This window comes from Alloprevotella sp. oral taxon 473 str. F0040 (assembly GCF_000318095.2).
Taxonomy (GTDB): Bacteria; Bacteroidota; Bacteroidia; order Bacteroidales; family Bacteroidaceae; genus Alloprevotella.
Genome location: NZ_KB290717.1, coordinates 494,358 through 518,817, shown reverse-complemented (window position 1 = coordinate 518,817; position 24,460 = coordinate 494,358). Strand labels below are relative to the sequence as shown.

At 43.4% G+C, this 24,460-nt stretch carries 19 protein-coding genes, 6 tRNA genes and 1 pseudogene (2 of these 26 only partly in view); 15 read left to right on the top strand and 11 right to left on the bottom strand.

The window, feature by feature from the left end; genetic code table 11:
- The 9 genes from HMPREF9999_RS07765 to HMPREF9999_RS07725 form a co-directional block, all read left to right on the top strand.
- Window positions 1-33, top strand: a tRNA-OTHER gene (locus tag HMPREF9999_RS07765) (it extends 52 nt beyond the left edge of the window).
- Window positions 34-62: 29 nt separating this feature from the next.
- Window positions 63-137 (top strand) — tRNA-Val (locus HMPREF9999_RS07760).
- Window positions 138-197: 60 nt separating this feature from the next.
- A tRNA-Val gene (locus tag HMPREF9999_RS07755) sits at window positions 198-275 on the top strand.
- A 41-nt stretch (window positions 276-316) separates the two neighbouring features.
- Window positions 317-391, top strand: a tRNA-Val gene (locus tag HMPREF9999_RS07750).
- A 343-nt stretch (window positions 392-734) separates the two neighbouring features.
- Window positions 735-1,196: a 50S ribosomal protein L13 gene (rplM, locus tag HMPREF9999_RS07745; RefSeq protein ID WP_009752160.1), complete on the top strand. Its 462-nt coding sequence runs from the start codon at window positions 735-737 to the stop codon at window positions 1,194-1,196.
- Between the two features lie 17 nt (window positions 1,197-1,213).
- Entirely contained in the window at window positions 1,214-1,600 is a 387-nt protein-coding gene (rpsI, locus tag HMPREF9999_RS07740) for a 30S ribosomal protein S9 (protein ID WP_009752159.1), read from the top strand.
- 299 nt (window positions 1,601-1,899) lie between these two features.
- Complete coding sequence (gene rpsB / locus HMPREF9999_RS07735; RefSeq protein ID WP_009752158.1) at window positions 1,900-2,676, top strand: 30S ribosomal protein S2; 777 nt, start codon at window positions 1,900-1,902, stop codon at window positions 2,674-2,676.
- Between the two features lie 110 nt (window positions 2,677-2,786).
- Complete coding sequence (gene tsf, locus HMPREF9999_RS07730; protein ID WP_009752157.1) at window positions 2,787-3,782, top strand: translation elongation factor Ts; 996 nt, start codon at window positions 2,787-2,789, stop codon at window positions 3,780-3,782.
- 94 nt (window positions 3,783-3,876) lie between these two features.
- Entirely contained in the window at window positions 3,877-5,490 is a 1,614-nt protein-coding gene (locus HMPREF9999_RS07725; protein WP_009752155.1) for a CCA tRNA nucleotidyltransferase, read from the top strand.
- Between the two features lie 164 nt (window positions 5,491-5,654).
- On the opposite strand, the gene HMPREF9999_RS07720 is transcribed toward HMPREF9999_RS07725, so the two are convergent.
- Window positions 5,655-6,668, bottom strand: a complete 1,014-nt coding sequence (locus HMPREF9999_RS07720) for a TIGR01212 family radical SAM protein (RefSeq protein ID WP_044063363.1) — start codon at window positions 6,666-6,668, stop codon at window positions 5,655-5,657.
- 234 nt (window positions 6,669-6,902) lie between these two features.
- On the opposite strand from HMPREF9999_RS07720, the gene HMPREF9999_RS07715 reads away from it, so the two are divergent.
- Window positions 6,903-7,355, top strand: coding sequence for a YhcH/YjgK/YiaL family protein (locus tag HMPREF9999_RS07715; protein WP_009752153.1), 453 nt, complete (start codon window positions 6,903-6,905; stop codon window positions 7,353-7,355).
- 53 nt (window positions 7,356-7,408) lie between these two features.
- Window positions 7,409-8,942 (top strand): annotated as a pseudogene (locus tag HMPREF9999_RS07710) (DUF4301 family protein).
- Window positions 8,943-9,617: 675 nt separating this feature from the next.
- Here the strand turns inward: HMPREF9999_RS07710 and HMPREF9999_RS07705 are convergent.
- Complete coding sequence (locus HMPREF9999_RS07705; RefSeq protein WP_009752149.1) at window positions 9,618-10,925, bottom strand: hypothetical protein; 1,308 nt, start codon at window positions 10,923-10,925, stop codon at window positions 9,618-9,620.
- 115 nt (window positions 10,926-11,040) lie between these two features.
- On the opposite strand from HMPREF9999_RS07705, the gene HMPREF9999_RS07700 reads away from it, so the two are divergent.
- The 4 genes from HMPREF9999_RS07700 (at window position 11,041) to HMPREF9999_RS07685 (ending at window position 16,469) form a co-directional block, all read left to right on the top strand.
- A complete protein-coding gene (locus HMPREF9999_RS07700; RefSeq protein WP_009752147.1) occupies window positions 11,041-12,225 on the top strand; it encodes a phosphoribosylaminoimidazolecarboxamide formyltransferase in 1,185 nt (394 codons plus the stop codon).
- A 37-nt stretch (window positions 12,226-12,262) separates the two neighbouring features.
- Window positions 12,263-12,475, top strand: a complete 213-nt coding sequence (locus HMPREF9999_RS07695) for a hypothetical protein (RefSeq protein ID WP_009752146.1) — start codon at window positions 12,263-12,265, stop codon at window positions 12,473-12,475.
- A gap of 178 nt (window positions 12,476-12,653) precedes the next feature.
- Window positions 12,654-13,313, top strand: a complete 660-nt coding sequence (locus tag HMPREF9999_RS07690) for a hypothetical protein (RefSeq protein ID WP_009752145.1) — start codon at window positions 12,654-12,656, stop codon at window positions 13,311-13,313.
- A gap of 546 nt (window positions 13,314-13,859) precedes the next feature.
- Window positions 13,860-16,469 carry an immunoglobulin domain-containing protein gene (locus HMPREF9999_RS07685; RefSeq protein ID WP_009752144.1) on the top strand — a complete coding sequence of 870 codons (2,610 nt, stop codon included), beginning with the start codon at window positions 13,860-13,862 and terminating at the stop codon, window positions 16,467-16,469.
- A gap of 367 nt (window positions 16,470-16,836) precedes the next feature.
- Here the strand turns inward: HMPREF9999_RS07685 and HMPREF9999_RS07680 are convergent.
- The 9 genes from HMPREF9999_RS07680 to HMPREF9999_RS10485 form a co-directional block, all read right to left on the bottom strand.
- Window positions 16,837-16,909: transfer RNA gene (locus HMPREF9999_RS07680), tRNA-Pro, on the bottom strand.
- A gap of 50 nt (window positions 16,910-16,959) precedes the next feature.
- Window positions 16,960-18,036: a DUF1573 domain-containing protein gene (locus tag HMPREF9999_RS07675; protein WP_009752143.1), complete on the bottom strand. Its 1,077-nt coding sequence runs from the start codon at window positions 18,034-18,036 to the stop codon at window positions 16,960-16,962.
- A 35-nt stretch (window positions 18,037-18,071) separates the two neighbouring features.
- Window positions 18,072-18,764 (bottom strand): DUF554 domain-containing protein, encoded by a 693-nt coding sequence (locus HMPREF9999_RS07670; RefSeq protein ID WP_009752142.1) that lies wholly within the window; start codon window positions 18,762-18,764, stop codon window positions 18,072-18,074.
- Complete coding sequence (locus HMPREF9999_RS07665) at window positions 18,761-20,290, bottom strand: ATP-dependent RecD-like DNA helicase (RefSeq protein ID WP_009752141.1); 1,530 nt, start codon at window positions 20,288-20,290, stop codon at window positions 18,761-18,763. Before HMPREF9999_RS07665 ends, HMPREF9999_RS07670 begins: the two co-directional genes overlap by 4 nt.
- 86 nt (window positions 20,291-20,376) lie before the next feature.
- The gene (locus tag HMPREF9999_RS07660; RefSeq protein WP_009752140.1) at window positions 20,377-20,958 is read right to left on the bottom strand and encodes an RsmD family RNA methyltransferase; all 582 of its coding nucleotides are present in this window, start codon (window positions 20,956-20,958) and stop codon (window positions 20,377-20,379) included.
- Window positions 20,955-21,752 carry a DUF3822 family protein gene (locus HMPREF9999_RS07655; RefSeq protein ID WP_009752139.1) on the bottom strand — a complete coding sequence of 266 codons (798 nt, stop codon included), beginning with the start codon at window positions 21,750-21,752 and terminating at the stop codon, window positions 20,955-20,957. Before HMPREF9999_RS07655 ends, HMPREF9999_RS07660 begins: the two co-directional genes overlap by 4 nt.
- A 57-nt stretch (window positions 21,753-21,809) precedes the next feature.
- Window positions 21,810-22,199, bottom strand: coding sequence for a VanZ family protein (locus HMPREF9999_RS07650; RefSeq protein WP_009752138.1), 390 nt, complete (start codon window positions 22,197-22,199; stop codon window positions 21,810-21,812).
- Between the two features lie 75 nt (window positions 22,200-22,274).
- Complete coding sequence (locus HMPREF9999_RS07645; protein WP_009752137.1) at window positions 22,275-24,056, bottom strand: biotin/lipoyl-binding protein; 1,782 nt, start codon at window positions 24,054-24,056, stop codon at window positions 22,275-22,277.
- Window positions 24,057-24,421: 365 nt separating this feature from the next.
- A tRNA-OTHER gene (locus tag HMPREF9999_RS10485) sits at window positions 24,422-24,460 on the bottom strand (it continues 58 nt past the right edge of the window).

Sequence of the window (24,460 nt, the reverse complement as noted above, 5' to 3'; positions counted from 1 at the left end):
ATGGGGTCACGGGTTCGAGTCTCGTACGCACCGCTTAATGTTGTTTGAAAAATCCTCGAAGAGGGCGCTTAGCTCAGCTGGTTCAGAGCGTCTGCCTTACAAGCAGAGGGTCGGCGGTTCGAATCCGTCAGCGCCCACAAACAGAATACTTTTCGAGATACAGAAAAAACTTTATACTGATTCTTCTATCAGTATTAGGACGCTTAGCTCAGCTGGTTCAGAGCGTCTGCCTTACAAGCAGAGGGTCGGCGGTTCGAATCCGTCAGCGTCCACCAACATTCGTTGTTATTATCATTTATTCTCCTCATGAGAATAAGGGTGCTTAGCTCAGCTGGTTCAGAGCGTCTGCCTTACAAGCAGAGGGTCGGCGGTTCGAATCCGTCAGCACCCACCTCAAGACAAGTGCAATTTGCGCTTGTCTTTTCTTTTTATCTAGTGTCTTCTTTCGGGAGATGTTCAATCCTTTCCCGTTTCCTCTGTTTTAGAGAATGGTTTCGTTCTTATGCGAAGCTAAGTTTTGCATTTATAGAGGGAAATGTTTGGTAGATTCGTGGAAAATAAGTAATTTTGCATGCCGATTATTATCAAGTTGCCCCAATTTTGTGGGGGTTACACTCACGTGTTAATAGCCTAGTTCTTTGGCCGAACTTGGTGGTTAGTGAATCGTGAGAAAAAGATAATTCATTGATTTATGGGCATTTGCCCACTTAGTAACTACAAATTAATCACTTAGAATGGATACTTTAAGCTACAAGACCATTTCTGCTAACAAGGAGACCGCTCAAAAAGAATGGGTAGTTATCGATGCTACCGATCAAGTTTTGGGTCGCCTTGCTTCTAAAGTTGCCAAGCTCCTCCGTGGTAAGTACAAGCCTAACTTTACTCCTCACGTGGATTGCGGTGACAACGTAATTATCATCAATGCCGACAAGTTTATCTTGACTGGTAAGAAGATGACAGATCGTGTGTACTACACCTATACTGGTTATCCTGGTGGACAGCGCGAGCACACTCCCGCTTCTATCTTGGCTAAGCCCAATGGTGCAGACAAGCTCCTCCGTCGTGTTGTGAAGGGTATGCTTCCCAAGAATCGTCTTGGTGCACAATTGCTTCGTAACCTCCATGTATATGTAGGCACTGAGCACAAGCATGAGGCACAAAGCCCCAAAGCTCTTGATATTAACACCCTCAAGTAATCAAACAAGTAGACACAATGGAACAAATTAATGCTCTGGGTCGTCGCAAAAGCGCCGTTGCCCGTATCTTTGTCACTGAGGGTTCTGGTAAGATTACTATCAACAAGCGTGACCTCACCGAATATTTCCCCTCTTCTATCCTTCAGTTTGTGGTGAAGCAACCTCTTGCTCTCCTCGAAGCTACTGAAAAGTATGACATCAAAGTAAACCTCCAAGGTGGTGGTTTTACTGGTCAGAGCCAAGCTCTTCGTCTTGCTATCGCTCGCGCTTTGGTGAAAATCAACGCTGACGACAAGAAGGCACTTCGTGCAGAAGGCTTCATGACCCGCGATCCTCGCGAAGTTGAACGTAAGAAGCCAGGTCGTCCAAAGGCACGTCGTCGCTTCCAGTTCAGCAAGCGTTAATCTCTATCGGCAAGTTTGCTGAAAACAGAAAAACGTTTAGCATCCAAACGCATGAGACCATCTTTTCTTTCGCTGTTTCCTTTGGAATTTCAGCGTGATGCTACTCATGGGTTGGTTGAAATGCCTAGCACTCTTGTTAGTGCCTAAGGTGATCAATGATTATAGGAGTACACGTTGCCATTCCTGGGCGACTGAAACAATCTCATCCTCTGTCGGTGCATCTCACTAAAAGAATAGAGGCGTAGCGTAGATTGCTAGAATGCTCCTCAACTTACAAGGAAAGTAAACTACTATTCAAAATGTCTAGAACTAATTTTGAAACCCTTCTCGAGGCTGGCTGTCACTTTGGTCACCTCAAACGTAAGTGGAATCCTGCTATGGCTCCTTATATCTTCATGGAGCGCAATGGCATCCACATCATCGACCTCCACAAGACTGTAGCAAAAGTTGATGAAGCTGCTGAAGCTCTCAAGGAAATTGCTAAGTCTGGTCGTCGTATTCTCTTTGTAGCTACTAAGAAACAGGCCAAATTGGCAGTTGCAGAGAAGGCAGCTGCTGTGAACATGCCTTACGTGACCGAACGCTGGCCAGGTGGTATGCTCACTAACTTCCCAACCATCCGTAAGGCTGTGAAGAAGATGACTAACATCGACAAGCTCACAGCTGATGGTACTTTCTCTAACCTCTCTAAGCGCGAAATCCTCCAGATTAGCCGTCAACGTGCTAAGCTCGAGAAGAACCTCGGTTCTATCGCTGACCTCACTCGTCTTCCTGCTGCTCTCTTCGTTGTAGACGTATGCAAGGAACACATCGCTGTGAAGGAAGCTATCCGTTTGGGTATTCCTGTATTTGGTATCGTAGATACTAATGCTGATCCCAACATCGTAGATTTCGCTATCCCTGCTAATGACGATGCAACAAAGAGCATCGAGGTAATCCTCGACGCTTGCTGCGCTGCTATCGCTGAAGGTGTGGAAGAGCGTAAGGTAGAGAAGGCTGCCAACGATGAGAAGAATGAAGACAACAAGCGCGCTCGTCAAGCTCGCGCTGAGAAGTCTGAAGCTGAAAAGGCTTAATTCTTACTGAAGTAACAATAGGACGGGGTGGTGAAAGTCAATATATCAAGGACCAATCACCTCACCCCGTCCCTCTTTTTTCAAAACCTGACTAACAATATACAAGCAAAATGGCTGTAAATATTGAAGATATCAAGAAGCTCCGCGCCCTTACTGGTGCTGGTTTGAGCGATTGTAAGAATGCACTTGCAGAAGCTAATGGTGACCTCGATGCTGCTGTAGAACTCGTGCGCAAGCGTGGTCAAGCTATCGCTGCTAAGCGTTCTGACCGTGAAGCTGCAGAAGGTTGCGTGCTCGTGAAGGTGGATGGCAACTATGGTGCTATCCTCGCCCTTAAGTGCGAAACTGACTTCGTGGCTAAGAATGCAGACTTCGTAGCTTTGGCTAAGGACATCCTCGACGCTGCTGTTGTAGCTCGTTGCAAGAACGTAGAGGAAGTTAAGGCTTTGCCCCTTGGTGGTCGCACTGTTGCTGAACGCATCACTGACCAATCTGGTGTTACTGGTGAAAAGATGGAGCTCGATGCTTATCTCGTTGTTGAAGGTGAAGGCCTCGCTGCTTACAACCACGCTAACAACAATAGCCTCTGTACTCTCGTTGCATTGAGCAGCAAGGTTGCTGATGAGACTGTAGGTAAGAACGTGGCTATGCAAGTGGCTTCTGCTGCTCCTGTGGCTATCGATGAAAGCGGTGTTCCTCAATCAGTGAAGGACAATGAGTTCAACGTTGCTGTAGAAAAGACTCGTCTCGAACAAGTGCAAAAGGCTGTTGAAGCTGCTCTTAAGAAGGCTGGTTTCAACCTCTACATTGCTGAAAGCGAAGAGCACCTCAATGAGGGTATCATGAAGGGTAGCATCACTGAAGCTCAAGCTCAAGAAATCCGTGAACTCAAGGAAAAGACTGCTGCTGAGAAGGAAGCTAACCTCAACGAACAGATGATTCAAAACATCGCTAAGGGTCGTCTTGGCAAGTTCTTCAAGGAAGTTTGTCTTCTTGAACAAGAATACATTTGGGACAAGACTAAGACCATTGCTCAGTTCCTCGGTGAGGTTGAGAAGGGTCTTACTGTGACTGCCTTCCAACGCTATACCCTCAGCGCTGAGTAATCTCCTTTGCTCGCCCTAAGGCTATTTTATTCGAGCCGACCACAATGGGGTCGGCTCGTTTTTTCATATTTCTTTTATCCTTCATCTGAACGTTATGTTGCAGATTCCAACGCAGGCGCAACTTGCGGCGCATCTTTCTTCACCATATTTCCAGAAGCTCTCAGCAACAGTTGATGCTATGGGTTTAGAAGCCTATATTGTTGGCGGTTATGTAAGAGATTTTATCCTTGGTCGTCCATCGAAGGATGTCGATGTCGTCGTCGTGGGTTCTGGTATTGAAGTAGCACAGGCTTTTTGTAAACAATTAGGCAAAGGTGCCCATTGTTCTGTGTTTCGCAATTTTGGCACTGCGCAAGTTAAATGGCGACATTGGACAACAATAGCAGGAAAGCGTGTGCATCAGGAAGAGGAGATTGAGTTTGTAGGGGCTCGAAAAGAGAGCTATTCTCATGATTCTCGTAAGCCGATAGTGGAGAATGGTACACTAGATGATGATCAACGACGTCGGGATTTTACAATTAATGCTTTGGCGGTCTGCTTGAATCAGGAAAGGTTAGGAGAACTTGTCGATCCCTTTGGGGGACTTCGTGATTTAGAAGATGGTATTATCGCCACTCCCCTTGATCCTGATATTACGTTTAGTGATGACCCTTTGCGTATGATGCGCTGCATTCGTTTTGCTACCCAATTGAATTTTCAGATTGAGGAAGAAACGTTTGAGGCTTTAAGTCGTAACAAAGAACGGATCAAGATTATTTCTGCTGAGCGTGTTATTGATGAACTCAACAAGATTATACTTGCTGAACATCCTTCAAAAGGATTCATAGAATTACATCGATGTGGTTTGTTAGAAATCATCCTTCCCGAGTTGGCTGCCTTAGATATTGTAGAAGAGAGAAATGGGCGTAAACACAAGAATAATTTCTACCATACTCTTGAGGTGTTGGAGAATCTTGTAGAACGCCAGAGCTTAGCTGAAGAGAACAGGTTGTCGAAGATTGCGCAGCTACAAACGAGTTTGCCAAATTCGGAAACTGAAAAGACAAAGAGCGATAGTGATGACGAGAATGGTGTGTCTCTATGTGCTGCACCAACGAAAGATGAGATTCTCTTCCATCGTTGGGCTGCTCTTTTGCATGACATTGGTAAACCTAAATCAAAGCGTTGGGACAATAAGATAGGGTGGACGTTTCATAATCACAATTATCTTGGCATGAGAATGGTGAAACCATTGTTTCGCAGATTGAAGTTGCCTCTCGATGAACGAATGAAATATGTGGAGAAGCTAGTAGACCTTCACATGCGCCCTATCAACATTGCAGATGATGAAGTCACAGATTCTGCTGTGCGTCGATTACTATTTGATGCGGGTAACGATATTGACGATCTAATGATGCTTTGTGAGGCTGACATTACTTCAAAGAATGAACGCCGCAAGCAGAATTTTTATGCCAATTATAAACTCGTGCGTCAAAAGCTCGTAGACATAGAAGAGAAGGATAGGATTCGTAATTTCCAACCTCCTGTTGATGGTACGGAGATTATGCAACTTTTTGACTTGAAACCTTGTCAAGAAATCGGGGCTCTGAAGTCTGCACTCAAAGATGCCATTTTAGATGGGGAAGTTCCAAACGAACATGATGCGGCGTTGGATTTTATTCTCAAACGCGCTGCAAAGATGGGACTTAGCCCCATGAAGAGAATGTAAGTGAACATTATCGCTCTTTTGTGTCTGCGGACAACACTATCTATAGATTAGAACTTAGGAATCGTAAACAAGGAAGCCGTATCAACAATTTGTTGATACGGCTTTTAAATGGTACTGTCAAAGGGTAGACTCCTGAAAATAACGTAGAGGCTTTCCTGCATTTCTCATGTCAACGTGCAAGGGCTGTAATACTTCCCTTGCCATGAATCTCTCCTTCTGAGTTCTTTGTCGACAAGGGCTACAAACTCATAGTTCTTTAACCCCCAATCAGGGGCGAGTAGTAATGCTTGCGGAGATGATGAAGCAAAACGTTCGACTACAATGTCAGGTCGCAACTTTTCAAGGAAGTCGACGACAAGTGATGCATATTCTGCTGCAGAGTACAAGGAATAGTCAGAGGTGTAGGTAACATCTTGGGCGGCTCGCTCACGTTGTCGTATAAATTCACGTGCCATGGCGGTGCCACGGATGATCTGTAATTGGTGAAGTTTGAGGGTGTCAATGGGGAGTTGATTGATTATTTCCGCCTGATTAACGGTGAATTCACGAGTCTCTCCTGGAAGTCCCAGTATGAAGTGTGCTCCTACAGGTAGTCCGCGTTGTGCTGTGCGCTGGATGGTTTCTATGGCACACTGATAGCTGTGGCCGCGATTGATGCGTTCCAAAGTCGCATCGGACGTTGATTCTACACCATATTCTACTAGCACAAACTTTTCGCGATGTAATTGCGCCAGGTAATCTAAAAGTTCATTGGGCATGCAGTCAGGACGCGTGCCAATCACTAATCCTACAACATCAGGTACAGCAAGGGCTTCTTGGTATAATCGAACTAAATGTTCTTGTTCTCCATAAGTGTTAGTATAGGCTTGAAAGTAAGCCAAATACTTCATTCTTCTATCGTTTTCGGATAATTCTTTACCACGTTGGTGTGCTCGTTTCTCTTGGGCCCGTCGGAAGAATTTTTTGCCTCGCTCTAGTTGCGCACGCACGCTTTCCTCTGTTGTGCAATAATCAGGGTTGAACGATTGATTATTGCAGTAGGTGCAACCACCACTGCCGACAAGGCCATCGCGATTGGGACAAGTGAAGCCTGCATTGATGGAAATTTTCTGAACTTTGTATGGAAAGAATCTTTCCATAAAGGTGGAAAGTGTCGTATAACGTGGCTGCTGATTCATTGAAATAACGAGAGTGCGTTGGAAAGATGCGAGTTTATTGTTGAAATCTGCAATGTTCAAGCTTGAAAGATTCTGGTGATGGTAGGAAGTGTATGAAGAAAGAATCTTATTAAATGGCGTTGCAAAAAGGAGAAAATAGTAGTTTGTCCTACAAAGATACGGATTTCATTCGATAAATCCCCCTTTTTTCGTAAATTCGCGTTATATTATATCTGGTCTCTAAAGTCAGTTCTTATGATTCTAGCACATCTTAATGATAGCGATCGTTATGTTTCGCTTCATCCTTTGTTTAAGCAACTTTTTGATTACGTCAAAGCACACGATTTTACGCATGTTCCAGCTGAGCGCATTGTGCTTGATGGGGATCGACTCTTTATCAATGTCGCAGATGTTACATTGAAATCTCCAGAAGAACAAGTGCTTGAAGTGCATCGCCGATATATAGACGTGCATTTCCCTCTTTCACGAGAAGAGATAATGGGGTGGTCTTCTCTGAGTGTGCTTGCAACAGAGAGTATGCAACCTTTTAATGAAGGGGATGATTTCGCTGTCTATGCAGAAAGGGCGCAGAGCTATCTCACTATTCATCCCGGTGAGTTTGCAATTGTTTGGCCAGAAGATGCTCATGCCCCTATCATTGGTCAAGGTGCTTTGCGCAAACTTATCGCAAAAGTGTGTATTGACTAAGGCGAGATGATCTTAGATTCTTACAGAACAATCCCCCTCAAATTCATTTGCTCATGTTGAACGAACAAGATTATATGCTCCTTGCTGCCAAGGGTATCACCGAGCAACAGCTCAATCAACAGCTTGCTGACCTTCGTGCAGGCTTCCCTTTCCTAGAACTATCAGCTGCAGCTTCGCTAGAAAATGGCGGAATTTACGCTCCTACTCCTGAAGTACGTAAAGCTTATCTTCGTGCGTGGCAAGACTATGTTAGCAATGTGGAGCACGAGGTGGTAAAATTTGTGCCTGCATCAGGAGCGGCTAGTCGTATGTTCAAAGATCTCTATGCTTTTCTAGATGGAGAGAGTGATATTCCAGATACAGATTTTGTAAAAATATTTTTCGAAAATCTTCCGCATGCCGCTTTCTTACAAGATTTAGATTGTAAGCTAGAAGAACTACACGGAAAATCTAGCGCGCAACTAGTAGAGGAAGGAGACTTTAAGTCTGTAGTGGCTGGTTTGCTCGGTACGCGTGGATTAAATTATGGACGTCTTCCAAAAGGACTCTTGAAGTTCCATCGTTATGAGAGTGAGTCATCACGCACTCCTTTTGAGGAGCATTTGGTAGAAGGGGCACTCTATGCGAAAAATGCAGAAGGTAAGGTGCAACTCCATTTCACTGTTTCTCCAGAGCACCGTAGTCTGTTTGAAACGTTGGCCTCGACAGCAAGTAAGAAGTTTGGAGAGCTTTACAAGGCTCAATATGAGATTTCTTTTTCTGAGCAGAAATCGTCTACAGATACGATTGCTGCAAATGCTGATGGCACTCCTTTCCGCAATGCAGATGGTAGTCTTCTCTTTCGTCCGGGTGGCCATGGGGCGCTCATAGAGAATCTCAATGACATTGATGCAGATGTGATTTTTGTTAAAACGATTGATAATGTTTCTCCTGATAGCTTGAAGGCGCAAACAGTAGAGAAATAAGCAGCTGCTTGCAGGATTGCTAGTGAGTTTACAAGCGCGCACTTTTGCATATTTGGAAGAACTAGAAGATGGCAATGTCAGTGAAGAGCGTATGCAAGAAATGTTGTACTTCCTCGAAAACGATTTGCATTGCCAGAGTGATACAGCTGCCGAATTAGAAGGACTGGAGTTGTTGGACTATCTTTATACCCGTCTTAATCGTCCTATTCGTGTATGCGGTATGGTACGCAATGTCGGAGAACCAGGAGGTGGACCTTTTATAGTCTATAATGCTGATGGTAGTATCTCTTTGCAGATTCTAGAAAGTAGCCAAATTGATATGAGTGACCCTGACAAGAAACGTCTTTTTGAAGGGGGAACGCACTTTAACCCTGTTGATTTGGTATGTGGTGTTCGTGATTTTGTTGGTAAGAAATTCCATCTTCCTGATTTTGTGGATCCTAACACGGGTTTCATTTCTCATAAGTCGAAAGATGGAAAGGAACTTCTTGCACTAGAGCTTCCTGGTCTGTGGAATGGAGCAATGAGCGATTGGAATACTGTCTTTGTAGAAGTGCCTCTAGCTACTTTTAATCCAGTTAAAACAGTGAATGATTTATTCCGTTCTGAGCATCAACTTTAAGATAAAGTGAAGTGTGAGCTTTGTCTTCATCGTATTTGCAAAGCTCTCACCTGAGACCCTTTACTCGCTATTTCGACTAAAATAACCGTTACTGCTAGTTTAATAGGATATGCCCAAATCTATCCGAAGGAAGACTGCACCGAATGATGTGCCTGCTCTTTTCTTTGCAAGTGTACTCATTATTATGTATTGGGGATTTTGCTCTCTTGGCTCCGTTTTCTCCTCTGCTTTATTAGGAATAGTTCCTGTGCTCTGGGTGGTTGGTTTGCGCCAGTTACCATGGAGTCGGGTAAGAAGCAGATGGCAGTGGAGAAGTTTTCTCTCATGTGTCTTAGCCTTTTCCCTTTCCTTGGGTATTCTGTTTAGTGCAGGCTATTGGCGTTGGTGGTTGTTTCTGGTTTTTATAGTCTTTTTTGTTGTCACTCTTATTGGAATGCAACTTCATCGATGGACAAGCCTCTTTATGTCACTTTCTTGTGCTATTATGGGCTGGCTCTTGCTTTGAAGATTCCTTTCTGACGTGCTCTTATCCTAAAACTAAATGAATCAGAGTTGCATCTTTCTGACAAGTATGGCGTATATGAAAACTCCCCAATATGTAAACTTTTACATTTTGGGGAGTTTTTCTGCGAGTCGTATGATTGTATATTCAATTATGTCCGAGCAGGCTGGAACTTAACAGAAAAAACTATCAAATAAACTAGGTTCTAAACAGGATGTTGAGCGAGATTTCTTATCATCTTTGGGTGAACTGCATGCTTTCTTCCACCACCATTGACCGCGTTGAGTATTGGTGATACTAGAGAAACGCTTGCTTAGCTCACTCATTGAGAGTGAGAGAGGGCGTTCCATATATGCTTGTTCGTAGCGCATAAGAATCTCGTCGCGAGTTAATGGACGATCTGCTTCTAGAAGAATGCGACCAATGCGGCTAAAGTCATAAATGAGTTGTTCGGCCATGATGCGATATCCTCGAGACGACCGTTCTATCCATGGGTGGTGTGATAGCAATGCTGTAAGCGAGATGCTCTCTGATGTGAACGATCCTAGATGTAAAAGAGAGGAAATGTCTTGATAATCTGGGTGCAATTGTAGGGATCTGTAGACTTTATGCAGTAGTGATCGATATAGTAGTACTTCTCCTCGAGGGACAATGAAATCGCATGCCCATGAACTCTCGGCTTGCGTACGAAGCATGGGAGTGAGTTGTAAAAGCCATAGGAAACGAGGCATAGACATGTATAGCAGTCCATCTAGCACCGTCGTGGACTGAAACACTAGCCGTGAGTGAAGAGCTGCCAGACTTTGACGAAAATCATCGCTTAATCTTAGTCCTTCTACTTCTTCTCCTGCTAATAAAGGACGTAGAAAATCATGCTCTATCATACGCATTATGGATGATCGAGAAGGGAGTTCTAGTACTTTCGCTATCACATCTGAAGATAGCCCTTGTAGTAAAAAGCGATGTAAGACGGCAGCTTTGTTAGGATGTCGGTGTTTAAGTAATAAAATGAGATGCGTGAAGGTGTGTTCAACCTGACGAATCGATTGCATTAAATCATCTTCCAGAGTATCAAAAGATGAAGTGTCTATGGATGTGGAAGGGGAAACATAGTGGTATAAAGACCAAGGATCGTCAATTGAATCATCAATAGGAAATATCCATGATGCCCGTTGTAAAACCCATTGTTCAATGAGGTGTTCGGGGTGAAGTCTCACTTCTTGTCGCATCTCATCAAAAATGTGGAGGAAAAAAGGGCCAACCCCTTCCCATTCCGCAACATCACACCTTTGTAAACGTATTATGTCGGCCAAAGAAGTTATTCCAATTTCTGAAAGTCGTCGTAAAACCGTGTTACGCTCAAGATTCGTTGCAAGAAAGTCAAGAGGAATCTGAGCCAATTTTTCCATAACAACTTCAGCCCGATGAAGACAGCAAGATTCATCGAGTGCGAAGTAATCAGGAAAGAGTGTGGTTTGCATATCGCAAATATAGCAAGATTTTCCGATATGAGGTGAAAAAAGCTTGTAATACTTGGTGTTTTGCTGTAAAAATCGTATCTTTGCTCATATAATATCACCTGAAACGTTTCTCACAATGAAAGAATTAGCCTTGAAGTATGGGTGTAACCCTAATCAAAAACCTTCGCGGATTTATATGGACACAGATGTATCTCTCCCAATAGAGGTGCTGAGTGGACGTCCTGGGTATATCAATTTCTTGGATGCTTTGAATGGTTGGCAACTTGTCAGTGAACTTAAAGCTGCAACAGGACTTCCTGCGGCTACTTCTTTCAAGCACGTTTCTCCTGCTGGTGCTGCTGTGGGGTTGCCCTTGAATGGAACATTGTGTAAAATATATTTTTGTGATGATATTCCCCTTCCCTTGACTCCAATTGCTGCTGCTTATGCCAGAGCACGTGGAGCTGATCGCATGTCTAGTTATGGTGATTTTATAGCACTTTCAGATACTTGTGACGAAGTTACTGCCTTACTTATCAAAAGAGAAGTGAGTGATGGAGTCATTGCTCCAGATTTTACTCCCAAAGCATTGGAAATATTGCGTGAGAAACGAAAGGGTACATATTGTGTTCTCAAAGTTGATGCCAACTATCGTCCAGAACCTATTGAGAGAAAACAAGTTTACGGTGTAACCTTTGAGCAAGGACGCAACGAAATTGATTTGGCTGACGACTCTCTTTTTGAGAATCGACCTACAGCAAATAAAAATATCCCAGATACTGCTCGACGTGACTTAATGATAGCTCTTATTACACTGAAGTATACCCAGTCTAACTCGGTCTGCTATGTTAAGGATGGACAAGCTATTGGTATCGGAGCAGGACAGCAAAGCCGTATTCACTGCACTCGTTTAGCAGGACAAAAAGCAGATATTTGGTGGCTGCGCCAGCATCCTAAGGTTATGAACCTTCCTTTTGTAGAGAAGATACGCCGAGCAGATCGTGACAATACTATTGACATCTATATTTCTGATGATTGTGATGATGTTTTAGCAGAGGGAGCATGGCAACAATTCTTCACTGAACGTCCAGAACCTCTGACACGTGAAGAAAAGAAAGAGTGGATAGCAAAAAATACAGGTGTTGCTCTAGGTTCTGATGCTTTCTTTCCCTTTGGGGATAACATTGAGCGTGCTCATCGTAGTGGTGTTGCTTATGTGGCGCAAGCAGGAGGCTCAGTGCGTGATGATCATGTCATTGATACCTGCGATAAGTATGGTATTGCTATGGCATTTACTGGAGTGCGACTCTTTCATCACTAATATTCATTGACTTATTGTCTTACTAATATTATAGCCAATGGCGCGAAACGTTAGCGACGAAGAAATTACTACAGCCATGACCACTGGCATAACCTTCAAAAAGGCTAAGCTACGCAAGCCTCAAGAAGAGAAGGTGAAGACCAAAGCCAAGAAAAAGACTTATATCACTGGACTCCACGGGTCTGGAGCTGCCAAGAAGAAGGCAGATATTCGCCGACGCAGAGCCAACCGCCACAAGGGAAAATCTTGAAGGTCTATCGTTGTAGTTAAGTTATAAGACTCATTTTGTTTTTCTGATGAGTTGTGTTTGTCTTTAAGTTTAGAATACTCATAATATAAAGTGTTATATTATAGGGTATAAATAGAATTCTTTAATAGAACTTATGAAAATATTTAGGTCAAGTTTGCTACGCTTTCTTCTCTGCGGCATGATGTTTGGAAGTTCCATTTTGGCGCAGTCGCAAACAAATAATAGAGTAGCAGTTGGAACTCGTACTCCTTCTGAAACCCTTGATGTAAATGGGGTTTTGCGCGTAGCAGTTCTTCCAGAAGATGGAGAACAGCTAATTTTTACTGTAAATGGTGGTTCAGAAAACGGTAAGCCTGCTGCCAGTTTTGATCAACGTTATACTGCTTATCGAGTTGTTACGGCAGACCAGAATGGGGTATTGGGCATTACACCTGTGCCCCCCAGTGGTTTTTTCTACATGCCCCCAGTACTTTTACCATTAAGCGAGTATGCGGTGGGGAATCAATTTAATGATCCTTCCATTTATACTTATGCTGCAGCACCAGCTGTGAAACCTGATTTAAACGGAGCATATACTGTCAATCTTCATAAACTTTATGAGAAGCAGTTTACAAGTCCGCAAGCACAATCTTCTAGTAGCTCGATTCTCCCTTTCTATCCGTCCAATAATATGGATTTCTTTGTAACGTATTATGATCCCGTTATTTTTACGGACGTAAAGTTGAGTAATGATGGCATTCTTATGTATAATGTAAAGAAGAAGAATGTGAATGGTAAATGGATAGATATCACTCCAACAGAGAAAACATTTATGAATATCATTTTTCGTTTGAAATAAAACTTAGTAAATAGTTTTCTTTGTTCTGTGAGTATTTAAGACATTCATGTCACTATTGATATGTATTTTATTAAACAGAATTGAGATAGATTTTGTAGGAGTGATTCGTGAAAAACGAAGTCACGTTTTATTTATTCTGTTTGTTGTAATTATATATAGGATTTCTCTATACTGGTATATCTTGAAAACTATCTACAAACATTTTACGTTATGCGTATGTCATTTGTTAATCAAAAATTATCCGTCTTACTGACGTTATTATGCCTCTGCTTCGGCTTGCAAATGATGGGAGAGATAACCGCTCCATTTCCATTTGATGTGGAGACTACAAAGTCCAACTGTAAGGCTGATGGAACCCTTCGGGTAAAAATTAAAAACTACTCACCCTTTTACTTAAATCCGCAGTATTCGGTATAACAAACGAATCCGCCTGCAGGAGAAGAAGCTAAGAAAGTAGATTTCCAAAGTCAAGATTATTTTACGACATTACCGGCGGGGAGATATACGGTCACAGTTCGTCTTCTAGAGAAGGCTACTAGTAAGTATGTGGAGTTTAAGAAAGAGAATGTTGAAGTCGGTGCAGACTATACTCCAATAGATGGTAAATTCCAAGCTACAACTATTGCCTACGATCAGACTAACTCACGACCTTCTTATAAAGACTGTGCTACGGGAAAGCTATATGTCAAGATCGAAGGGTCTAGAACGCTGAATAACAGCAATCTCCAGATTAAGATTCGAAAAGCAGGAGAGGAAGAGTCGGCCAATAGAACCATAACGTTTCATAGAAGTGTAGGTAGCCCCTTTTTTCGATTGGCCAATGTGGATGCTGGTGGTGAGGAAGAGAAACATTTGCCAGGCAAATACATTATAACGGTTGATGATGGTTGTAGTGTAACGCCTCAAGAGGTGACCTTGCCAGCCATTACTAATTTGCCGAAGTTTAAGTTTGAAGGAACTAAAGACCTTCTATATAATGCAGGAGGTATATTACGAAGCCAATGTAATGCTCCTTTATTGCGACTTGAACTGGACGGAAGTTTCGTAAATAGTCCAGAGTTTACAAGTTTTCCTGCAGAGATTTTTGAGATAGCTCTTGCACCAAAGGGAGTAGAACCTACTGATGATCAGTTCACTACCTTGACATTTAGAAAAGATCTCTCGATACCACCTACGTCGAACAAAGCTGAATACGAGAAGTACCTAAGAAACAGAAATATAAACTATTATAACCTTCCTTTGGGTAAGAAAGCTGATGGTACAGATCGGCTTATTTCTGACAATTATCAGAGTTTATGGGATGGAGAACCAACCTTGGAAGCCACGGTAAGACTGAAGGGGTGTCCTACAAATTTTCGTAAATTTTTGGTAGGAGTAGCACCAATAGGTGTGTCAAATAGCTACGAAACTGTACAATTTCCTCGCGTTTATGATGAGTGTGGCAAGGTGGGACGTGGTATCTACTTTTCAGATTATCGACAAATCTATTGCTATCCCTACACAGTCACGGTAACTTCTGAGGATGGCTCAGAGGTTATCACGAAGCAGATTCCCAACAAAGATGATGGAAAGCCTCATTTTGATGCGTTGGCAGAAATTAAAGTTAAGATAGGTAAAGCATACACTTATGTCTTTACTGATGGAAATGGTAAACAAGTTTATAAATATACTTTTACTGAGAAACATAAGGAGACGTTAGCTTCTCCTTTGGTGGAGGATTGCGGTGCTAAATATGTGCAACCCTTCAAGGTTAGAAGCATGGTGGCTTGCTACCCTTACGTGGTGGAAGTCTACAAACCCGATAGCACGCTCTTGGGGCAAATTAATATTAACAATGCGGCTGAAGCTGAAGCATATACTAACTCTATGCCTCTAGAATTTGGCCAGAGTTATCGCTTTAAGGTGATGAAGGACGGTGTGAAGTGGCATCAGTTTGATGTAAAAAAGGATTTCAACCGCAATCCAACGATAGGAATAAACCTTTCTGACGTGAATAAGTATTGCCACCGCGACCAAGGCACATTGAATGTGATGTTTAACAATGAATTCTTGGAAGACAAGACCATCATAGTCAAAGATAAGAACGGTCGGGAAATCGGACGTGGCTTCACCGAAAAGGACCAGAATACACAATATACAAAGAACAAACCTGATGTTAATGTGGAGCAAGTCATCATGCCACCTGGTGACTATACGATTGAAGTCCAGCTTGCTAAATGTAGTTTTGACTATCCTTTTCATTGGAATGGTTTTTACAATCGCGTAGACTTCAAATACACTTCCAAACCGGTGTGTGGCGGAATGGAAATTTACCCTCAAGGATTTGTGACGAAACAAGGATTGAAAAGTCTAGATGATACTTATTTTCGTATCATTGAAGGACCTTTAGGAGGCTTTAATACGAACGAAGTTGTCAAGATTGGTGGAAAACTCAAAGTCACTGGTTCTGGTGATTTCAAACTAGGCATCTTGCCACATAGTGTATACAAGCAATGTGCGCTTGATACGATTGATATTCATGTGGAACTGCTTGGGCTCTCCACTTCTCCTCCTGATGAAGCGGCCTATGCTTGTGGTGGGTCGAGTACACTTGGCCATATCTTCACGAAAGCGATAGGAGGCACTCCTCCCTATGACTATGAATTGTGGAAGGCAGACAGAAGTGCGCCCATCATGGTAAGTGGAAATGCGATGAAGCCAAAAGAATTTGTGGGTGACAACCATGACATAGCGCATTTCGAGCATGGCACTATTGGTGAAACCTATAGTGTTAAGATTAAAGATGCGTGTGGTGCTGAGACTTTTCAAAACCTCACCATTGCCAATTTGGCTAATTTTCGATTTGTTACAGCACCAGTTAAAACTGTTTGCGCAGGAGATGTTATCTACATCACTACTAACATTCCACTAAATAGCTATCGATGGTATCCTCCTGGCAAAGACGCCATCACAAACCCCAATGACTACATTAGCATTAAGCGAGATCTCATCATTTACAATGCGCGTGTGGAAGACTCGGGTAGATATGAATGTCAGGTTATACCCATTGGTTGTGGAACTGGGTTGAGAGATTTCGTAGAAATTGTTGTACTACCTTGCACTGCTCCAGTCAATCCACACCTGATGCAACGTGTGCAGTATCCTATTGCTCCATGATGATAATTCATAGATTATAAAGATTTTTTGAAGAGGCCGTGTCAAAACCTATTGGTTTTGATGCGGCCTCTTCTTTGTCACGTGGCGATTCGTTTGTATCTTTAGTCGGTATTGTCCGAAAAAGTGTGTAAGATTCTCAGCTCCCCCTCCCTTTTGTTAGGCTAGCCTAACAAAAGGGGGGGGGAGTTTTGCGATGAAAAATTACGTTGATTATTTGATGTACCAGTCGTCAAAGTGATATAGACGATGTGAGTATGTTGCAGTTGGATAGAGTCCCATATCTTACCGCTTTTTGTGCTTTATCTGACAGAGCAGTAGTATAAAACAAGCACCTGCTCTCAAGAGAACAGGTGCAGTTTCATTAGTGTCGGAAAGAGGCGACTCGAACGCCCGACCCCTACGTCCCGAACGTAGTGCGCTACCAACTGCGCTACTTTCCGATATCAGTAGCAAAGTTAGGTATTTTTGATGAGATAAGGAAGGTGTTCTTCTATTTTTTCGTCTTTACTTCAATCGTGATTTTGGGTAATTGAGGGTCATTGGTGATGAGTAGAATACGAGGGTTTCCACGTTCTGCTTCCGAGCTTTGTGATACTGTAACCCTTAATTTAGCAGATGCGCCAGGCTTCAAAGTCCCTTTAGATAAAGAGACACTAATACCTCGTTTGTAGACCTGGAGCATACTAACTTTGAGTGGAGATTGTCCTCGGTTAGTGAGTAGTAGAGTTCCCTTAAGTTCTTGTTTAGTGCCAAAGCTACCAAGGTCTATACTAGTCGGGATGTCAGCTTTCGGAGCAGCTGGATTGCGTTGCTCCGACTCCGTGAAGTGAGGAAGTAGAGTAACAGCTGTACCGAGTTCGTTGTCTGTTCCTACACGGTCTCCCGAGAAACGAGACAAGTAGATATTAGTTTGTGTAAGTCCGAAGCTGCGTACCTCATTGCTGTTGAGTGTGATTATTAACTTACCCATTCGTCCCGGACGAATAACTTCTGGATCAGCATAAGCAGATAGATATTTAGGCAAGTGCATAAGCTCAGGACTGTAGTCTTTCTTGCCTGCATTAAAGAGGTAAAGTGAGGCTTGTGGTTGTTCGCCTCTATTGACATCGTCAAATTCTAAATTGTCTGTTGATAGGCGAATATCACCGATGCGAATAGGGAAATCTTTGTCGTAGTCTACGACTTCACGGAGTACTCGACCTTGCAGCGTTAGTCGTAAAGGAACGATACTGGCTGTAGTAGTAATGCTGATGTTCTTGTGAAAAGTACCCAGAGTATTCGCATCGTAGCTCACAGTAAGGGTGGAGGATGCTCCAGGAGCGATAGGACTATTATTCCAGTTGACCGTAGTGCAGCCACAATCAGTGCGTACTTCTTGTATTTGTAAAGGCTTATTGCCAGTGTTCTCTAGCTCAAATCTTGCTAATGCAGGTATGTTCCAAGCGATGTCACCAAGTTTTATATCTTGAACTTTGATAGTTGCTTTGGGTTGTGCTGAAATACTTAGTGAACAAAAAGCTAGAAAGAGGATGGCCGCGCTTTTATATAGATTGGAAGTAAACGTCATAAATAGGTTGTTTTAGCGAAAATACAGAATAAAGTCTACATACCCAAGAGGTTTTTACCCAAAAAGTAAAGCATGGGCATGAAAAGAGCTGGTAATAGATTGATAGTTTTGCAGTCTTTGATATGCATGACTCCGAGACCAGCAGCAGCAATAAGTACACCACCGACGATGGATACTTCCGAAATTAAGGCTTCGGAGATGAAGTTCGAAGATAGTTTTGCAATGCCGTAAATGCCTCCTTGCCATGCAAAGACGACAAGTGCCGTGAGGCTCACTCCAAACCCATAGCTGGAGGCTACTACTATCATAGTGACTAGATTGAGAGTCGCTGCTGTCATGAGATAGGTGTTGTCGCCCTTTAAGGCCGCTAACACAGGTCCCATCATAGAAAGTGTGCCAACGCAGCAAAACAGAACTGCTGTTGTGATGCCTTCTGTGAGGCGAGCATTCCCGTTGCGCGAAACGCGTTTAGTGGCATGTTCCATGCGCTGATCAAGTCGAAGCATTGTACCGAGAAGCCCCCCAAATGAGAGACAGAAAATAAAGAGTACAGGTAATTGACTTTTGGCCATATTGGCCATTGCTACGTTGATGCCTAAGACTAGGGCTGCAAGTCCCATTGCGGTATTGAGTACAGTGATATACTTTTCGGAGATACCACGTTTAGCCAGTGCCCCGATAGCACTGCCTACGATAACAGCGATGACATTGAAGAAGATGGCAATCATGATGGTGAATATGTTTGATCTTGTGGCCAGTTTACGAGGTAGAGATGACCAGTGGTGCGTGTAAAGGCTGTATAGAGCCAGCGATAATAAGAGAGAGGATCAAGATCTTCAGGGAGATAACCTTGATCTACATAGACTTCGTGCCATTGACCACCTTGGGCTTTATGGCAGGTCACAGCATAGGCGTATTTTATTTGTAGGGCATTGTAGTAAGGGTCTTGACGAATAGCTTTCATTCGTTCACGTTGGTTAGGGATGTCGGCGTAGTCTGAAAGAACTGATTCGTAAAGTTGGGTTTGTTGCTCTGATGTAAGGGCTGGTGCTTCTGCTTGTAGAGTATCGAGAATAACGCGACATTCTATCTCTATTTCATCATAGTCTGCAAATCGTAGAGTGACATCAGCAAATTGCAAACCATGCATGGTATGGACGTTATGATATCGAACAATTTCTGCACTATCTCCATTAGCTATGAAGGAAAGAGGAAGTTGTTGACCTTCTGGAAGTTGAGATTGAGCAAGGGCAGTCCAGTGATAATTGTTGCGAACGGCCATAACGAGGTCGCCTCGACAAAGAATGTCTTCTCTATCTAAAATACGAGCGCGTACTCCATTATTGAAGATGTTTGCGCGTTTGTTAGTGCGTGTTACAATAATAGTGTCATCTGTCCCCCAATTACGGTAGCTTTGTTCAAGAGATTCTATAAGTTCCTCACCAGGGATGATCTTTACTTCTGTCTTTGTGCCAACCTTGATAAGTGGGAGCCCTTTTTCGTTGAGAGCATCGCTAGGAATCTTACCTTGTTCCTCTGGGTTATCTGCAGACTGAATAACTAAATGAGCATGCTGATTTGTTAAGTTGCTGATGAACTGTCGAAGTAGTGTAGCATTGGAGAGCACTGCAGAAGTACGAGCTTGTCGTATCACCTCTGTGAGCTCATAGCTACGCACGTGAAGGCCATAGCGTTCCATGGTGCGTGGTTGGAGTGCTGGGCTTTCTGTCTCTCCTACAGGCGGTAGTTGAGCCGTATCTCCCACTAGTAGTAGTTTACACCCCGCACCAGCATAGACAAACTGGACCAAATCATCAAGTAACTGTCCAGTACCAAACTGGCTATTTCCTCCTTGATTAGCTATCATTGATGATTCATCCACAATGAATAGAGCATCTTTAGCACCATTCCATCCACGATCGAATATTGTGTCTTCTCCTTTAAATGTCTGCTGGCGATAAATAGCTTTGTGGATAGTCGTGGCTGGAAGTCCTGCATGCAGAGAGAATACTTTTGCAGCACGGCCAGTGGGAGCTAAAAGCAATACAGGCCGTTGCAACTTTCTCCAAACACGAACCACAGCAGAGATCAGACTTGTTTTTCCTGTACCAGCATAACCGCGGAGAATAAAAGCACGATCACTGCGTGGATCGGCCAGGAAAGCTCCTATTTGGCGTGATGCTTCACGCTGTTGGAGCGTCAGTGCATGTGGAAACTCTGCAGCAATATGTTCGACAAAGAGTTCTTCAATCATGATAGTGAGAGAGGCAGCGTAGTAACTAGGTGAAAAACTAAACTTGCTAGGTCAAAACAACTTCTGATGCTTGCAGAAATCAGATGCTACTCTGTGGTAGCAGATGAAACAGATTCTTCAATTTGGTGAGCATCTGGACGACGGAAGAAAGAGAAGTTTACTGATCCATAGGCGCGGTGTTCCAAAAAGCACGGATGGTCTGTGAAATCATTGTTCTTGCCATGTTCTAAAACGAAAAGGCCGCCAGGAGCTAAAAGTTTACTATTCATCACTCGCTCTGGGAGTTCTGGAAGCTCACGCAGTGCATAGGGAGGATCAGCAAAAACGAAATCAAATTCCTTGAATCCCTTGGAAATAAAGCGTAAGGCATCGCCACAGATGGCTGTAGCTGCTGGATCATCGAGATGACGAAGCATGCTTTGAATGAAAGCATGGTGTTGGCGATCTCGTTCTACACTCATAACTTCCCTACAGCCTCTCGAGAGAAGTTCCAAAGTTATGCTTCCTGTTCCTGCAAAAAGATCTAAAGCACGCGTTTCTTCAAAGTCAAGGTAAGCGCGAAGTACATTGAATAGGTTTTCCTTGGCAAAGTCCGTTGTGGGACGTGCTTTGAAAGAACGTGGCACTTCAAAGTGTTTACCTTTATATTTACCTGTGATAACTCTCATAAGCTAAGGATATGTGTGAGGAATTCGAATGGAAGTTGAGCTACCGTTGTCAGGGGATGATGAGCAAACTCTTCTTGGGTTTGTACTACCTCCACCTTACTAACGTAATCTCGGAGGGATTGGGCAAGAGCTTCGCAGAGGGTAGCTTGACCAGAGATGTAAAAAGGTGTGCTAGTGGGAAAACAATCCAGCGTGGTCGCAAATTGACAAGCGTAGTAAATGATATCTGCTGTTTGTAGAGTGTCAAATGTATTGTACCCTAAAAGATGATTTCCTAGGAAACAGGCAACATCAACAGCTTGAGATCGTAGATGAATGAAACAACGTTTCTCTCGTGAATGTTCTTGACGCGTGGCAAACCTACGTAAAATGCCTGTTTGAGCTGAAACAAAATATACGTTGCTCCAAAGCCGTTCGAAGGCAGCACAGATATTCTCCGATATCCCAAATATGAGTACAGCATTTGAAGCAGGAAGAACATCGTAAAAAACTCGACGTTCTAAACTATCTGTACGTTGGGGAAGGGTAAAATCAAGATGAGCCTCACAGTCTGTTTCATCGAAGTCGGCCATGGGAATGAGTGTTGCAGCACCATTAACAACAATATGCAGTGGAGTACGAGATTCGTGTGGTACTACATCTGATATTTGTTGAAGAAGCAAAGGTATAGGCTGATCACGATGAATGTCCCATTGCCAATGTTGAAAAGGCAATGCTCCGTCGGTCGTTAACAACGATGAAGAGTGGTCGATGACGTAATGTATTTGCTGATCACCGAGATGGAGGTAGTGCATAGAATAAAGTAGTGGGCATAAGTAGGAAGAAAGAGAATTGTGGTCGAACGAGGATAATTATCTCTTAGAAGCTAGAAGGCGATAAAATAGGGTGCCACCTATAATTTGTGCACTACCTACTCCAGCTACGTCTGCTAGAAAATCAAACCAATCTCCACTTCTGTTGGTAGTCAAAGTGGCTTGTAATACTTCTATGAGTCCGCCAAGTCCCGCTGTCGCACAGCCGATGAGACAGAAACGCGTCCAGAAACTGAAATGAAGCTGTTTCTTTCCTGCACTTTCCAACCATGCCACAATGGTGAGCCCAAAGAAAAAAGTCAGATGAGCAATTTTGTCAATGTTGTCAATTTGTGATAATTGAGTTTGTGGTACGGTAATTAGACAGAATGTGAGGATAATGAGGCTGAGTGTAAACGTGAGCCGGTAGCTGTAGAGGAAGTGGAACATGATTATAACAAAAGAAAGAGGTCGCCCCTCGCTGTTAGACAAGGAGCGGCCTCAAATTTGTTTTGCGCTATTATGTTAAGCGCGGTTAGAGCGTTCGATGTAGGCGATAACGTCTCCCTTCTGAACGTGAGAACCTTGTTTAGCATTAATCTCAACCAAACGACCACCGAGGGCAGCAGGAATGTCGAGAATTTTACCAAAGCTATTCTCTATATAGCAGAAGAAGTCGCCTTCGTTGTATTCCTTACCTATGAAGGGTTCGATAGCTTTGACATTCTCAGCATCGCCACCAATCTCCCAAAGCACGATTCCGCTCTCTTGTGCAACAATTGCATCTGCCTTGGCGTGTTTGAGAGCTGCGGCCTCTTCTGGGGTCATGCCAGAAGCATTGGCTTTATCTTTAGCTGCTTGCAGGTCAGCAAGGAAACGTTTCTTAGCTGCGCCACTCTTATAGTCACGATATTGTGTTTCGTGCATAGCAAACTCAAGAAGTTCTTCATCGTCTTGGCCGCGATCCCAACCATTTTCTTCCATCTCCTTGATGAAACGATCAAGGTCATCGGGATAGTTCGTCTGAGGATCTTCAGTGCTAAACTCATAGCCTTTTTCTTTTGCAAGAGCTACAATCTCAGGTGCTAGTTCGCCAGGAAGCTTACCACTCTTGCCAAGAATCATACCCCAGATAGCATTATCCATCATAGAGTAGCGTGGTTTATCCATTGACTCAGTGAGAAGGTTCATGAGTGCGATGTTCTTCACATATTGGCTAAAGGGAGTTACCAATGGGGGATAACCCACACGAGGCCAAACATAAGCCACTTCGTCAAAGAGTTTCACGAGCAAAGCATCTTCTGATAGAGGTTCTTCACCTTTCTTCTGACGATTAGCATTGATAGCATCCATAACACCAGTAAGGTCTGCCATCATGGAACCCATCATACCACCAGGAAGTCCGCAGCCTAAGAGGAGTGAAGACATCAGTTTGTTACCAGGGTTGATGAAATAACCTAGCCATTCGTCGATAAACTCTTGAGTGAGTTTGCGAGCCTCCATGTAAGCTTCCATGTTAATCTCTGGAACATCAAAACCTGCGTTTTTAAGCATGCTCTGCACAGAGATAACGTCTGGATGTACTTTACCCCAAGCTAATGGTTCAATAGCACAGTCAATGATGTCTGCACCATTACGGCACACCTCTAAAATAGAAGCCATAGAGAGGCCAGGACCAGTGTGGCCGTGATATTCAATGATGACTTCGGGATGCTTTTCCTTGATCATTCGACAGAGTTGGCCAAGCATTGCAGGTTGACCAATTCCTGCCATGTCTTTCAAACAGATTTCAGGAGCACCAGCTTCGATGAGTTGGTCAGCTATACCTGCGTAGTATTCTGCTGTGTGGATAGGAGATGTTGTGATGCATAGGGTAGCCTGAGGAGTCATGCCACCTTCAATAGCGTATTTAATGGATGGAATGATGTTGCGAACATCATTGAGTCCACAGAAGATGCGTGTAATGTCGGTACCTTGAGCGTGCTTCACTTTATACATGAGGCGACGCACGTCAGCTGGAACGGGGAACATGCGCAGTCCATTGAGACCACGGTCGAGCATGTGAGTCTTGATGCCGACTTCATTGAAAGGTTTGGTGAAGGCGCGTACAGCTTCGTTTGGGTTCTCACCTGCCAAAAGGTTTACTTGCTCGAAAGCACCACCATTGGTTTCTACGCGACTAAAGCAGCCCATTTTGATAATGACGGGAGCAATGCGTTCTAGTTGGTCTTTGCGGGGCTGAAACTTACCAGAACTTTGAAACATGTCGCGATAAACGAGCGAGAATTGAATCTTTCTTTTTTCCATTTTATGGGAAGAGTTGTTCGTTGGTTACGTTGTCGGATGTTTTTCTCTTTAGTCAACTTAAAACTGTCTACAGAAATAACTATAGTTGTTCAAGGGAAGAGAATATGGTCACAACGCTTTGTGGTTCCTGAGATTGCACAAAAGTGCGATATAGGTGCAAAAATACGAACTTCTAAGGACGTGGCAAAAGTACTATTGCGAAAAGTTTTGATTTTAGAAGGGTTCTTCGTGTATGTGTATAGCTTTAGGCGGTTGCTCTACATTTTAATGATGTGATTTGAAGCAATCTATGTGCTAGACTATGTTCCGTAATGCTGGTAGTTAGCAAAAAAGCGAGACTCACTATAATGTAAGTCTCGCTTGTGTGGGCAGTGATGGATTCGAACCACCGAAGGCGTAAGCCA

What these genes read in the sequence shown, in the direction of transcription:
- rplM (WP_009752160.1), top strand. Translation starts at nt 735, where the DNA reads ATGGATACTTTAAGCTACAAGACCATTTCTGCTAACAAGGAGACCGCT.
- rpsI (WP_009752159.1), top strand. Translation starts at nt 1,214, where the DNA reads ATGGAACAAATTAATGCTCTGGGTCGTCGCAAAAGCGCCGTTGCCCGT.
- rpsB (WP_009752158.1), top strand. Translation starts at nt 1,900, where the DNA reads ATGTCTAGAACTAATTTTGAAACCCTTCTCGAGGCTGGCTGTCACTTT.
- tsf (WP_009752157.1), top strand. Translation starts at nt 2,787, where the DNA reads ATGGCTGTAAATATTGAAGATATCAAGAAGCTCCGCGCCCTTACTGGT.
- HMPREF9999_RS07725 (WP_009752155.1), top strand. Translation starts at nt 3,877, where the DNA reads ATGTTGCAGATTCCAACGCAGGCGCAACTTGCGGCGCATCTTTCTTCA.
- HMPREF9999_RS07720 (WP_044063363.1), bottom strand. Translation starts at nt 6,668, where the DNA reads ATGAATCAGCAGCCACGTTATACGACACTTTCCACCTTTATGGAAAGA.
- HMPREF9999_RS07715 (WP_009752153.1), top strand. Translation starts at nt 6,903, where the DNA reads ATGATTCTAGCACATCTTAATGATAGCGATCGTTATGTTTCGCTTCAT.
- HMPREF9999_RS07705 (WP_009752149.1), bottom strand. Translation starts at nt 10,925, where the DNA reads ATGCAAACCACACTCTTTCCTGATTACTTCGCACTCGATGAATCTTGC.
- HMPREF9999_RS07700 (WP_009752147.1), top strand. Translation starts at nt 11,041, where the DNA reads ATGAAAGAATTAGCCTTGAAGTATGGGTGTAACCCTAATCAAAAACCT.
- HMPREF9999_RS07695 (WP_009752146.1), top strand. Translation starts at nt 12,263, where the DNA reads ATGGCGCGAAACGTTAGCGACGAAGAAATTACTACAGCCATGACCACT.
- HMPREF9999_RS07690 (WP_009752145.1), top strand. Translation starts at nt 12,654, where the DNA reads ATGATGTTTGGAAGTTCCATTTTGGCGCAGTCGCAAACAAATAATAGA.
- HMPREF9999_RS07675 (WP_009752143.1), bottom strand. Translation starts at nt 18,036, where the DNA reads ATGACGTTTACTTCCAATCTATATAAAAGCGCGGCCATCCTCTTTCTA.
- HMPREF9999_RS07670 (WP_009752142.1), bottom strand. Translation starts at nt 18,764, where the DNA reads ATGATTGCCATCTTCTTCAATGTCATCGCTGTTATCGTAGGCAGTGCT.
- HMPREF9999_RS07665 (WP_009752141.1), bottom strand. Translation starts at nt 20,290, where the DNA reads ATGATTGAAGAACTCTTTGTCGAACATATTGCTGCAGAGTTTCCACAT.
- HMPREF9999_RS07660 (WP_009752140.1), bottom strand. Translation starts at nt 20,958, where the DNA reads ATGAGAGTTATCACAGGTAAATATAAAGGTAAACACTTTGAAGTGCCA.
- HMPREF9999_RS07655 (WP_009752139.1), bottom strand. Translation starts at nt 21,752, where the DNA reads ATGCACTACCTCCATCTCGGTGATCAGCAAATACATTACGTCATCGAC.
- HMPREF9999_RS07650 (WP_009752138.1), bottom strand. Translation starts at nt 22,199, where the DNA reads ATGTTCCACTTCCTCTACAGCTACCGGCTCACGTTTACACTCAGCCTC.
- HMPREF9999_RS07645 (WP_009752137.1), bottom strand. Translation starts at nt 24,056, where the DNA reads ATGGAAAAAAGAAAGATTCAATTCTCGCTCGTTTATCGCGACATGTTT.